This window comes from Streptomyces sp. NPDC051561 (assembly GCF_044454195.1).
GTDB lineage: Bacteria > Actinomycetota > Actinomycetes > Streptomycetales > Streptomycetaceae > Streptomyces.
Genome location: NZ_JBITDM010000020.1, coordinates 151,778 through 163,220 on the forward strand (window position 1 = coordinate 151,778; position 11,443 = coordinate 163,220).

At 70.1% G+C, this 11,443-nt stretch carries 10 protein-coding genes and 1 tRNA gene; 6 read left to right on the forward strand and 5 right to left on the reverse strand.

The window, feature by feature from the left end:
• Window positions 1–116: 116 nt before the first annotated feature.
• From pfkB to ACIA73_RS32685, 3 genes are all read right to left on the reverse strand, one after another.
• Window positions 117–1,064, reverse strand: a complete 948-nt coding sequence (gene pfkB, locus ACIA73_RS32675; protein ID WP_399442493.1) for a 1-phosphofructokinase — start codon at window positions 1,062–1,064, stop codon at window positions 117–119.
• Between the two features lie 132 nt (window positions 1,065–1,196).
• Complete coding sequence (locus ACIA73_RS32680; protein WP_399442494.1) at window positions 1,197–1,958, reverse strand: DeoR/GlpR family DNA-binding transcription regulator; 762 nt, start codon at window positions 1,956–1,958, stop codon at window positions 1,197–1,199.
• A gap of 230 nt (window positions 1,959–2,188) precedes the next feature.
• The gene (locus ACIA73_RS32685; protein ID WP_399442495.1) at window positions 2,189–3,859 is read right to left on the reverse strand and encodes an MFS transporter; all 1,671 of its coding nucleotides are present in this window, start codon (window positions 3,857–3,859) and stop codon (window positions 2,189–2,191) included.
• Window positions 3,860–3,922: 63 nt separating this feature from the next.
• Between ACIA73_RS32685 and ACIA73_RS32690 the strand changes: the two genes are divergently transcribed.
• A complete protein-coding gene (locus ACIA73_RS32690; protein WP_399442496.1) occupies window positions 3,923–4,906 on the forward strand; it encodes a helix-turn-helix transcriptional regulator in 984 nt (327 codons plus the stop codon).
• A gap of 181 nt (window positions 4,907–5,087) precedes the next feature.
• Here ACIA73_RS32690 and ACIA73_RS32695 read toward each other — a convergent pair whose 3' ends face one another.
• Complete coding sequence (locus ACIA73_RS32695) at window positions 5,088–6,101, reverse strand: RNA polymerase sigma factor RpoD/SigA (RefSeq protein ID WP_399442497.1); 1,014 nt, start codon at window positions 6,099–6,101, stop codon at window positions 5,088–5,090.
• Window positions 6,102–6,272: 171 nt separating this feature from the next.
• Between ACIA73_RS32695 and ACIA73_RS32700 the strand changes: the two genes are divergently transcribed.
• Both ACIA73_RS32700 and ACIA73_RS32705 read left to right on the forward strand, forming a co-directional pair.
• On the forward strand, window positions 6,273–6,836 hold the full coding sequence (locus ACIA73_RS32700; RefSeq protein WP_399442498.1) for a GNAT family N-acetyltransferase: 564 nt from the start codon (window positions 6,273–6,275) through the stop codon (window positions 6,834–6,836).
• A gap of 48 nt (window positions 6,837–6,884) precedes the next feature.
• Complete coding sequence (locus tag ACIA73_RS32705; protein WP_399442499.1) at window positions 6,885–7,904, forward strand: questin oxidase family protein; 1,020 nt, start codon at window positions 6,885–6,887, stop codon at window positions 7,902–7,904.
• Window positions 7,905–8,053: 149 nt separating this feature from the next.
• Here ACIA73_RS32705 and ACIA73_RS32710 read toward each other — a convergent pair whose 3' ends face one another.
• Window positions 8,054–8,836, reverse strand: a complete 783-nt coding sequence (locus ACIA73_RS32710; RefSeq protein ID WP_399442516.1) for a dioxygenase — start codon at window positions 8,834–8,836, stop codon at window positions 8,054–8,056.
• Window positions 8,837–8,894: 58 nt separating this feature from the next.
• On the opposite strand from ACIA73_RS32710, the gene ACIA73_RS32715 reads away from it, so the two are divergent.
• The 3 genes from ACIA73_RS32715 (at window position 8,895) to ACIA73_RS32725 (ending at window position 11,442) form a co-directional block, all read left to right on the forward strand.
• The gene (locus tag ACIA73_RS32715; RefSeq protein WP_399442500.1) at window positions 8,895–9,437 is read left to right on the forward strand and encodes a MarR family winged helix-turn-helix transcriptional regulator; all 543 of its coding nucleotides are present in this window, start codon (window positions 8,895–8,897) and stop codon (window positions 9,435–9,437) included.
• Between the two features lie 371 nt (window positions 9,438–9,808).
• Window positions 9,809–11,221 (forward strand): M6 family metalloprotease domain-containing protein, encoded by a 1,413-nt coding sequence (locus tag ACIA73_RS32720; RefSeq protein ID WP_399442501.1) that lies wholly within the window; start codon window positions 9,809–9,811, stop codon window positions 11,219–11,221.
• A 148-nt stretch (window positions 11,222–11,369) separates the two neighbouring features.
• Window positions 11,370–11,442 (forward strand) — tRNA-Arg (locus ACIA73_RS32725).
• Window position 11,443 lies beyond the last annotated feature (1 nt).

Sequence of the window (11,443 nt, forward strand, 5' to 3'; positions counted from 1 at the left end):
TGTGAAGGCAGATACAACGGGGACGGCAGGGGTGAGGGGTACCGCGGGTTCAGGGGGTGCGGGGTCAGGGAGCGCGGGTTCGGGGAGCGCGGGTTCGGGGAGCGCTGTCCGGGCGCTCATGCGGCCGGTTCCGTCAGTACGCGGTCCAGCGGTACGTCGTCGGTGACGGTGACCGCCGCCGGGTCCAGGTCGGACGGCGTCGGCATCACACTGCCGGGCAGCTGAACCGCGGCCGCTCCGTGCGCGACCGCCGCGGCGAGCGCCTCGGGCCCTTCGCCGCCCGCCGCCAGGAACCCGGCGAGCGACGCGTCCCCCGCGCCGACATTGCTGCGTACGACATCGACCTTGGCGCTCGCGAAGTGCACGCCGGTCTCCGCGACCAGGAGCTGACCGTCCGCGCCCAGGCTGGCGAGCACTGCGCCAGCGCCGAGCGCACGCAGTTCCTCGGCAGCCGCGACCGCGTCGCCGACCGTCTTCAGCGGACGGCCGACCGCTTCGGCCAGCTCCTCCGCATTGGGCTTGACCACGTCGGGCCGCTCCCGCAGTGCGGCGAGGAGCGAGGGGCCCGAGGTGTCGAGCGCGATGCGGGCGCCCGCCGCGTGGGCGCGGACGACCAGGTCGGCGTACCACTGCGGGGAGAGACCGCGCGGGAGGCTGCCGCAGCAGGCGATCCAGTCGGCGTCGGTCGAATGCACACGGACGGCGGCCAGCAGGGCCTCGGACTCGGCGGCGGAGAGCTCGGGGCCGGTGGCGTTGACCTTGGTCAGGGTGCCGTCGGGCTCGGCGACGCTGATGTTGGAACGGGTCTGCCCGGACACCCGTACCGGCGCGACGTCGATGCCCTCGGCCGCCAGGAGTTCGGCGACCAGGGCGCCGGGGGCGCCTCCCAGCGGGAGGACAGCGAGGGTGCGGTGACCGGCGGCGGACGCCGCACGCGAGACGTTGACGCCCTTGCCGCCGGGGTCCATCCGGTCGGAGGTGGCCCGCAGGACTTCACCGCGCGTCAGTAGGGGGACCTCGTACGTCCGGTCGAGGCTGGGGTTGGGGGTGACGGTAAGGATCATCGTCGGCTCATTCGGGGTCGGTGCGCGTTGTGCCCTGCTCGGCGCCGGTGAGGCGCTTGTACGGCGTATGGGGTTGAACGCCGTACAGGGGCAAGTGCGGGGTGGTGGCGGTCAGGTGAGGTCAGACGCGGGTCATACGCACAGCACCTCGACGCCCGCCGCCGTGAGGGCCGCCTCGTCCGCCGGGTTGAGGCCGGTGTCGGTGATGAGCAGGTCGATGTCGGTGAGGCCCCCGAAGCGGGCGAAGTGCTCCTGCCCGTGCTTCGCGGAGTCCGCGAGCAGCACCACGCGGCGACCGGACGCGATGAGTGCCCGCTTGACGGAGGCCTCGGCGAGGTCGGGGGTGGTCAGCCCGTGTTCCAGGGTGAAGCCGTTGGTGCCGAGGAAGACGACGTCGGCACGGATCTCGCCGTACGCCCGCAGCGCCCAGGCGTCGACTGCGGCGCGCGTACGGTGCCGCACCCGGCCACCGACGAGGTGCAGGTCGATCCCGGGGTGGTCGGCCAAGCGGGCGGCGGCGGGCAGCGAGTGGGTGACGACCGTGAGCGCACACTCCAGCGGGACGCCTGCCGCGAGCCGGGCAGCGGTGGAGCCAGCGTCGAGCACCACGCTTCCCTCGGAGGGCAGCTCGGCGATGGCGGCGTGGGCGATGCGGTCCTTCTCGTCGGCGGCGGTGGACTCCCGCTCGGCGAGGTCGGGCTCGAAGTCGAGGCGCCCGGCCGGGATCGCCCCGCCGTGCACCCGGCGTACCAGACCGGCCCGGTCGAGGGCCTTGAGGTCACGGCGGACGGTCTCGGCGGTGACCTGGAAAGTGTCAGCGAGGGACAGCACGTCCACCCGCCCGCCCTCCCTGGCAAGGCGCAGAATCTCCTGCTGACGCTCCGGCGCGTACATGTGGGTTCACGTCCGATCAATGCCCGAACCTGTGGTTTCCCTGGCAGACTACGCCCACATTGCGCGTAAGTAAACATACTCGGACTCGCGTCGGGCATAAACCGACTTCCATCGGTGTCCGCATCCACATAAACCAAAGGGCCCACCCCACACCCCAGAAGTGCGGGGCGGGCCCTCGGCGACGTAACGGCGACAACCGGAACGACCGTGACGGCCAGGCGGCCAGGCGGTCAGGCCGTCAGCGCGGGCTCCTTCTGTACGCCACCGGTCTCGCCCGGTCCACTTCCGCTTCCGGTGCCGGAAGCGGACCCGGTCGCGGCCGGGCCGTCGGCGACCGGCTCGCCGCCGGACGTACCGTCGGCCTCCGGCACCGCGCGCCCCGGCGCCTTCTTCGGCAGCGCGAACATCAACACGAAGATCACCAGCAGTACCGCGACCGCCCAGCCCAGTGCGTTCTGGAAGGCCTCGACGTACGCCGGGCCGACCGGCTGCTGGCCGAAGTGCACCCCGTCAGCGAGACGGTTGTCGACAATTCCGAAGAAGACGACCGACACCAGGCCGATGCCGAACGCGTTGCCCGTCTGCCCGGTCGTGTTGATCAGCCCCGACGCCGAGCCGGCGTGCTCCTTGGGCACTTCGGACAGCACCGCGTCCGTCAGAGGCGCCACGATCAGCCCCATGCCGAGACCCATCACGATCAGCGGCAGCGCCATCTGCCAGGAGGTGATGTCCGCGCCGAACTGCTTGGACTCCCAGATGTAGAGCAGCAGGCCACTCGCCATGGTCAGCGCCCCGGTCTGCAGAACCTTGCGACCGAAGCGCGGCACCAGCTTCTGGACCGAGACGCCGGCCGCCACCGACACCGCGATCGAGAACGGGATACCGGTGACGCCCGCACGCAGCGCGCTCCAGCCGAGCCCGATCTGCATGTACAGCGTCCACACCATGAAGAAGATGCCGCTGAAGACACCGAAGGTGAGCTGCACAGCGATACCGGCGGCGAAGCTCTTCACCTTGAACAGCGACAGTTCCACCAGCGGTGAGCCGTCGCGGCGCGTCTTGTACCTCTCGTACGCCACGAACACCGCCAGCACCAGCAGGCTGCATCCCATCGACACGTAACCCCACACCGGCCAGTCCAGCTCGCGGCCCCGGATGAGCGGGTAGATCAGCGCGAGCAGCGCGAGGGTGACCAGCACGACGCCCGGCAGGTCCAGGCGCAGCGCGCGCGGGGCCTTGGACTCGGTGATGAACTTCGCGCCGAGGATCAGGCCTGCAATGCCGACCGGCAGGTTGATCAGGAAGATCGGCCGCCATTCCAGACCGAAGAGGTTCCATTCGGTGAGCAGCGCGCCGAGCAGCGGTCCGGTGACCGCGCCGAGGCCGACGATCGCGCCGAACAGGCCGAAGACCTTGCCGCGTTCGTGGGCGGGGAAGGTCGCGTGCACGATCGACAGCACCTGCGGGACCATCAGCGACGCCGTCGCACCCTGGAGGATGCGGGAAGCGACCAGGATGTCCGGGTTGGCGGCGAACCCGCAGAGCGCCGAAGCGATCGTGAAGCCAGCCATACCGATCAGGAACAACCGCTTGCGGCCGTAGATGTCACCGAGTCGTCCACCCGTGATCAGCCCGGCGGCGAAGGCGAGTGCATAGCCCGCGGTGATCCACTGGATGGCGCTGAAGGTCGCGCCCAGGCTGCCCTGGATGCTGGGGATCGCGATGTTGACGATCGTGACGTCCACCAGGTCCATGAAGGCGGCGGTCATCACGATGGCGAGGGCGAACCAGCGACGGCGGTCGTGGGGCGCGGCGACGTGGGTGGTGTCCGGTACGGCGGCGGAGGGTGCGGCAGGTATCGGAGACCTTGCGGATGTCCCCGACGGGGGTGCTGAAGTCATACCGAAGACGTTAGTCCTGATGTAGGACACACTGTGTCCCACATCGGCCTCATGCTGGGTGTTATGACGGACACACCCGCACGGCTGCTGCAATTGCTCTCGCTGCTCCAGACACCCCGCGAATGGCCGGGCAGTGAACTCGCGGATCGGCTCGAAGTGTCGCGCCGCACCGTACGCCGGGACATCGACCGCCTCCGTGACCTGGGCTATCCGGTGCAGGCGACGATGGGCGCGGAGGGCGGCTACCGGCTGGTCGCGGGCAAGGCGATGCCGCCACTGGTGCTCGACGACGAGGAGGCGGTGGCCATCGCGGTCGGGCTGCGGGCCGGCGCGGGGCATGCAGTCGAGGGCATCGAGGAGGCGTCGGTGCGGGCACTGGCCAAACTGGAGCAGGTACTTCCGTCCCGGCTGCGCCACCAGGTGTCCACCCTCCAGGCCGCGACGACGCCGCTGACCAGTGGCGACGGGGCGAGCATCGATCCGCAGACGCTGACGGTGATGGCGGGGGCCGCGACCGGGCATGAGCGGCTGCGGTTCGACTACCGCTCGGGCGACGGTACGGCGTCCAAGCGCCTGGTCGAGCCGTACCGCCTGGTCAGCACCAGTCGGCGCTGGTACCTGGTCGCGTACGACATCGACCGTGAGGAGTGGCGGACGTTCCGGGTGGACCGGGTGAGCGAGCCGTTCGCGACGGGGGCGCGATTCGTGCCGCGCGGGCTGCCGACGGGCAATGCCGCCGACTTCATCCGGCAGTCGATGCGCGCGCTGGGCAATGGGCGGGAGGAGCCGTTCCGGCTGGTGGCGACGTTCGAGGCTCCCGCCGAGTTCGTGGCGGCGCGGCTGCCGGCTTCGACGGGGGTGCCGGTGGCGACCGGTGACCACAGCTGCCGGCTGGAGGCGGACATCACGGACTCGCTGGAGTGGCTGGGGGTCCGTCTGGCCATGGTGGACTGCGAGTTCACGGTTCAGGCGCCGCCGGAGCTGGTGACTTACCTGTCGTCACTGGGCACGCGGATCACACGCGCGGTCACTTCAGCGACGGAGTAACCCCCGGCTCTCGTACACGAGTGGAGCAACCCCCGGGTCGCATGGGCAAGTTGATGGGGAGCCCCGGCGCCGGGGGGAGTGCGCCGGGGCTTCTTCCCTGGTAGGACGCAGCGGCTGGGGCGCCCCCGCGTCGTGGTTCTGTGGTGGGTGTTCCGTGAAGGGCCCGGAGTGCGTGGCCGGTTCAGGCCGCCGCGTCGAATCCCGTGTCGTGGGCCATCTTCTTGAGCTCCAGCAGTGCGTGCTTCTCTATCTGCCGAATCCGCTCGCGGGTCAACCCGTGCTCCTTGCCGACCTCGGTCAGCGTGCGCTCCCGGCCGTCCTCGATGCCGTACCGCATCTTGATGATCGAGGCGGTACGCCCGTCGAGCTTGCCGATCAGGTCCTCCAGCTCCTCGCTGCGCAGCATGGAGAGCACCGACTGCTCCGGGGAAACCGCGGAGGTGTCCTCAAGCAGGTCGCCGAACTGGGTCTCGCCGCCGTCGTCGACCGGCATGTTGAGCGAGACCGGGTCGCGCGCCCAGTCCAGGACGTCGCTGACGCGCTGGGTCTTGGTCTCCAGCTCGGCGGCGATCTCCGCGTGCTCGGGATCGCGCCCGTTCTCCCGGTTGAACTCGCGCTGGACGCGACGGATCCGGCCCAGCTCCTCCACAAGGTGGACGGGCAGGCGGATGGTGCGCGACTGGTCGGCTATGGAGCGGGTGATGGCCTGGCGGATCCACCAGGTCGCGTACGTGGAGAACTTGAAGCCCTTCGCGTAGTCGAACTTCTCGACCGCGCGGACCAGGCCGGCGTTCCCCTCCTGGATCAGGTCGAGCAGAGGCAGACCGCTGCGCGGGTAGCGGCGGGCGACGGCGACGACGAGGCGCAGGTTGGACCGGATGAACAGGTCCTTGGCGCGCTCCCCCGCCTCGTACAGCTCTTCCAGTTCCTCACGCGAGGCGGCACCGGCCTGCTGGGAGTCGCCCGCTTGCGGGGACTCGGCCTCGCCGTCCAGAATCCGGCGTGCATACACTCCGGCCTCGATGGTCTGGGACAGCTCGACCTCCTTGGCGGCGTCGAGCAGGGGCGTCCGTGCGATCTCGTCGAGATACATGCCGACCAGGTCGCGGTCGGCGATCTCGCCGCCTACGGCGCGAACGCTGCTTGCCCGGGACGATCCGGTTGAGGACCGACGGGCGACGGCACGGGTTGCCATGCTTGGTGCTCCCTTGCGTGAGTAGGTCGCTGGTGTGGCTGTGGCTGCCGGGATTCCTCTCGGGTTCCCCGCTTCCAATGAATCCAACGGCTGGAATCCGGACAGAATTCCCCTCAGCCGCACTCAATTTCGTGATCTTGCAGTACCCTGTCGCCCCACCCAGGAGGAAACTTGTCCCAAATCACCACGAAAGCGCAGGTCAGGCCGGGTACAGAGGCCGATCTGCGGGAGCTCACCGACCTTTACAACCACTTCATCAGTGAGACGTCGATCACCTTCGACACAGCCCCCTTCACGCCCGACGAGCGTCGTCCGTGGCTGCTCTCCCACCCTGAAGACGGCCCCCACCGCCTCTTGGTTGCTCAGGATGACCGAACTGCCCGGATTCTGGGGTACGCGACGAGCAGTGCCTTCCGGCCCAAGGCCGCCTATGCGACCTCGGTCGAGACCACGGTCTACTGCGCCCCGGACGCGGGCGGCCGCGGCATCGGCACCCTCCTCTACGAGGCCCTCTTCGCCGCCCTCGCCAAGGAGGACGTGCACCGCGCCTACGCCGGAATCACCCAGCCCAACGAGGCATCGGCCCGACTGCACGCCCGCTTCGGCTTCGCCCCGGTGGGCGTCCACCGGGAGGTGGGCCGCAAGTTCGGGCGGTACTGGGACGTCGCCTGGTACGAGAAGGACCTGGGGCGCGATGCGCCGGAAGACCCGCGTCCCCTCCGCCTCGCGGAGTAGGTCCCGAGCCCGTTACGGATCAACTACCGCGCACCTACTGTCCGACGCATGGACACCACGGGGATCTACGACGAAGCGCTGACCCGCCTCCACGCCACCGGACCTGAACGGCTCGGCCGGCTCACCAATCACGCGCCGATGGCCGTCGAGGCCCTGGCCGCCCACGGCCGGGCCCGCTCCGTGCACCGGTGGCTGGACCTGTACACCGTAAAGCTGGAGAACTTCCCGTCCGGCCACACGCGCGTCACCGACGCGAACTGGCCAGAGGCGCTGGGCGATCCGCGTCGGGCGGCGGACTGGATCGCGTACTTCGGCGAGAAGCTCGCCGAGCGGCCGTGGCGCGAGGTGCTCGCCGAGTGGTGGCCGCGGCTGCTGCTCGGTATGTACGGCGGCTCCACCCATCCGGTGATCAGGGTGGGCCACGCGGTACGCAGCCTGCTGACGGCCGGCGACAACCCGGCCGGCCCCCGGCTGACGGAGCTGGCGCACGGGCTCGGCTACTGGGCGGCCCGCCACCACCTCGCCCCGGAGGTCGCGTCGTCGGCCGGAGCGGTCACCGCCGCCGGCGCGCTGGACGCCGTACCGCCCATCGGAGTCCGGGAGGGCGGCTTCCCCGACCGGCTCGCGCAGGTGGCGCGGCTGCCCGAGTGGGCGGCGGCTGCGGCGACGCCCGAGGAGGCGCGCGGGAAGCTGACCGAGCTGGTGCGGGCGGCCGTGCACCGGTACGCCACCCACGGGCACGGCGAGGAGACGATGCTGGTGCACGCCTCGACCGCGCCCAATGCCGTACTGCGCACCCTGCCCGCGTTGCCGCAGGAGATGTGGGCGGCCAGCCTGCACGCCGCGTGGACGGCGTCCGCAGCGGTCACCGCGATGTACGCACCCGACGAGCCGGTCGCCCATCGCGCGCGAGCGGCGGGTCTCACCGCCGAGGAGGTCTTCGAGCGGGCGGACGCACATGCCGACGAGCACGTGGTGAAGTTCGCCGACACCGCGCTCGACGTCGGTGACGAGCAGGCGCTGTCGGCCGTCCTGTACGCCGTAGAACTGAGCGTGCCGATGACGTGAGGTGCGGGGGGGGCGTACGTCGCGCGGCGGTGACGGTCACCCTCGCGCGACGGTCACCATGTCGACAATGCACGTCACACGTCAATGCACGTCACACGTCACGCGGCAGTCACCGGCACCGCGCAGCCACCGCGATCCCACAGCCACCGTCAGCCGAACTGCACAGACCGCTTCGCCAGCCCCATCCAGAACCCGTCGATCACACTGCGCGCGCTGCTGAGCTCATCCTCGGCCGCCCCGAGCGTCACGAAGAGCGGCGCGAAGTGCTCGGTGCGCGGGTGGGCCAGGGCGCCGGCCGGTGACTTCCGTTCGAAGTCGAGCAGCGCATCCACGTCAGCGGTGGCCAGTGCGCGCTGCCCCCAGTCGTCGAACTCGGCCGACCAGGCGGGCACCCCCGGCCCGGTGTGCCTGAGTGCCGCCAGGTTGTGGGTGAAGAAGCCGCTGCCGACGATCAGTACGCCCTCGTCGCGCAGCGGTGCCAGCCTGCGGCCGATCGCCATGAGCTGCTGGGGATCGAGCGTGGGCATCGACACCTGGAGCACCGGGATGTCGGCGTCCGGGAACATTTCCACCAGCGGGACGTACGCACCGTGGTCGAGCCCCCGGTCCGGCACGTCCTGGACCGGCAGGCCGACGCCGCGCAACAGGTTCCGTACGGAATCGCCCAGTTCAGGGGCGCCCGGGGCGGCGTAACGCACCGCGTAATAGTGCTCCGGGAAGCCCCAGAAGTCGTAGACGAGAGGCATCGTGCGGGTCGCGCCGAGGGCCAGCGGGGCCTCCTCCCAGTGGGCGGAGATCATGAGGATCGCGCGTGGCCGGGGCAGGTCGGCGGACCAGGCCGCGAGTTGTCCCGGCCAGATCGGGTCGTCCGCGAGCGGCGGCGCTCCGTGGCTGAGGTAGAGGGCGGGCATGCGCGCGGTGGTGCCGGTCATGGCTGTATCGGTCATGCGTCTAGTTTAACTTTCAAGGAGAAGCTTTACAGTGGAGTGCATGAGCACAGAGAAGAAGGCGGGCCGCAGGACCGAGGCGTCGGCCGGCACCACCGTCACGGACACGCGTTGGCTCAGCGACGAGGAGCAGCGCGTCTGGCGCGCGTACATCCACGCCACCACCCTCCTCGACGACACCCTCGACCGCCAGTTGCAGCGGGACGCGGGCATGCCGCACATCTACTACGGGCTACTGGTCCAGCTCGCCCAGGCACCGGGGCGCAAGCTCCGGATGACCGAGTTGGCCAAGAACATGAAGATCACCCGCTCCCGGCTCTCGCACGCGGTCGCCAGGCTGGAGAAGAACGGCTGGGTGCGGCGGCAGGACTGCACCTCGGACAAGCGCGGACAGAACGCGTTCCTCACGGAAGAGGGTTTCGAGGTCCTCAAAGCTGCCGCCCCAGGACACGTGTCACTCGTACGCAGGGCCCTCTTCGACCGGCTGAGCGAGGAGCAGGTGCAGCAGCTCGGCGACATCATGCGCAGCCTCGCCGAGGGGCTGGAGCCGACGGGCACGGGTGCGGACCTGCCGTGGCTGCGCTGAGCGCGCCGGACTGTACGGCGTACAGGAAGTTGCCTGTACGCCGTACAGGAAGCTGACCCTTACGCCGTACAGGAAGCTGACCCTTACGCCGTACAGGAAGCTGACCCTTACGCCGTACAGGAAACCGAGCCTTACGCCGCACAGGAAACCGAGCCGTACGCCGCACAGGGACACCCCCTCACGCACTCCCACACCCGCCCCATCACCCCGTCGCCCCACCGCTCCCATGTGACCCGAATCACAACACAACCCACCATCGGCCCACCCAACGCGCGGGCCCCCACACATCACAGGAGGGTGATCGAACAGGAGCAGTCAGGACTGACCGGGACGGACCGGACAGGGCTGCGTGGAGCGGAAGGCGTTTCCCCATGCAGCAGCCGCGCCCCCGCCCCGGCATATCCGGCGGCCCCACCGGCCACGCCGGCCCCCTCCGCCACACCCGCACCCCCCGCCGCGTTCTCTCTCTCGCCGCCGTGGCAGCCCTCACCCTCTCCGCTGTGACCAGCGCGAGCACCCCGCTGGCCGGCCCGGGCCACTCCTCGGGCGGCCCGACCGGAACCCTGCGCGCCGCGCACACCGCCGACAGCCCCGGCCGCGTGCAGGTACAGCCGGAACCCGCCGGTCCGCCCGGCTCACTGGAGGCCATCGAGGCGGCCGTGCAGCCGTGCCGCATCACCGGCACCCGTGGCGTACAGATGTCGGAGGGCATGCCGACCCCGCCCGGCTACACCCGCTCCACCGGCGAGGTGCGCGCCCTCAACCTGATGATCGACTTCTCGGACGCCCCCGGTGAGGGGACCGCACTGGAACGCTTCCAGGAGTTCGCCCCGCAGACCGCCGCCTGGTTCGACGCCAGCAGCTACGGGCGGCTGCGTTACGTCCCGCAGGCGCCGATCACCGACTGGCTGCGGATGCCGCTGGCCTTCGCCGACTACGGGATAGAGCGCGGCGCCCCCTTCGAGCCCGGCTATCAGCGGCTGGTCCAGGACATCGTGTCGCTCGCCGACCCCCAAGTCGACTTTTCGGCATACGACTTGGTGAACATCCTGGTCACCCCGAACGCGGGCCCCTCCGCCCTGGACACCGTTCTGTCGGTGACGTTCTCCGGCAACAGTGAGGCGCCGGTCGCCGACGGCGTGCCGCTCGCCAACACCTCGTTCGTCTACAGCCGCCAGGACGACGGCTCCGGCAGCTACGCCGAGACCGGCTTCCGGGTGCTCCCCCACGAGAACGGCCATGTCTTCGGCCTGCCCGACCTCTACACCGCGGACGGCGGCAGCTCGGTCGGGCACTGGGACATCATGTCCGAGGACTGGGGGGCCAACAACGATCTCCTGGGCTGGCACAAGTGGAAGCTCGGCTGGCTCGACAGCCGGCAGATCGGCTGCGCCGTCCGCCGCGGCACCACCGACCTCACCCTCGCCCCGCTGGCCTCCCCCACCGGCGGCCGCAAGCTCGCCTTCGTCCCGCTCTCCGACAAGTCGGGTTACGCCGTCGAGGTGCGCACCCGTGCGGGCAACGACGACGCGGTCTGCAAGCCGGGCGTTCTCATCTACCGGGTCGACGCCGACGTGGACACCGGCAACGGCCCCATCACGGTGGCCGACAGCGAGCGCGACAGCGGTGGCTGCACCCGCCGCCCCAACGTCCACCTGGAACTCTCCGACGCCCCCTTCGCCCCCGGCTCCTCCTTCACCGACCGCGAACGCGGCGTCCGCATCGACGTCCTCGACCAGAACAACGCCACCGGGAACCACCGGATCCGCATCACCCGCTCCTGAGGCTCAACCCACCCACGAAACATCCGCCGCACACCGCCCCACCTCATCGGCTACGCTGTCCTGGGCCGCCGCACCAATAGCGGTCCAAACCCTTGCTGCGACCGGGCGAACTCGCCAGAGTTCTCCGCCACGTTCTACGCAAGGCCCCGCCTCCGTAGCTCAGGGGATAGAGCACAGCTCTCCTAAAGCTGGTGTCGCAGGTTCGAATCCTGCCGGGGGCAC

What these genes read in the sequence shown, in the direction of transcription:
- ACIA73_RS32715 (WP_399442500.1), top strand. Translation starts at nt 8,895, where the DNA reads ATGAGCACAGAGAAGAAGGCGGGCCGCAGGACCGAGGCGTCGGCCGGC.
- pfkB (WP_399442493.1), bottom strand. Translation starts at nt 1,064, where the DNA reads ATGATCCTTACCGTCACCCCCAACCCCAGCCTCGACCGGACGTACGAG.
- ACIA73_RS32695 (WP_399442497.1), bottom strand. Translation starts at nt 6,101, where the DNA reads ATGGCAACCCGTGCCGTCGCCCGTCGGTCCTCAACCGGATCGTCCCGG.
- ACIA73_RS32705 (WP_399442499.1), top strand. Translation starts at nt 6,885, where the DNA reads ATGGACACCACGGGGATCTACGACGAAGCGCTGACCCGCCTCCACGCC.
- ACIA73_RS32685 (WP_399442495.1), bottom strand. Translation starts at nt 3,859, where the DNA reads ATGACTTCAGCACCCCCGTCGGGGACATCCGCAAGGTCTCCGATACCT.
- ACIA73_RS32710 (WP_399442516.1), bottom strand. Translation starts at nt 8,836, where the DNA reads ATGACCGGCACCACCGCGCGCATGCCCGCCCTCTACCTCAGCCACGGA.
- ACIA73_RS32720 (WP_399442501.1), top strand. Translation starts at nt 9,809, where the DNA reads ATGCAGCAGCCGCGCCCCCGCCCCGGCATATCCGGCGGCCCCACCGGC.
- ACIA73_RS32690 (WP_399442496.1), top strand. Translation starts at nt 3,923, where the DNA reads ATGACGGACACACCCGCACGGCTGCTGCAATTGCTCTCGCTGCTCCAG.
- ACIA73_RS32680 (WP_399442494.1), bottom strand. Translation starts at nt 1,958, where the DNA reads ATGTACGCGCCGGAGCGTCAGCAGGAGATTCTGCGCCTTGCCAGGGAG.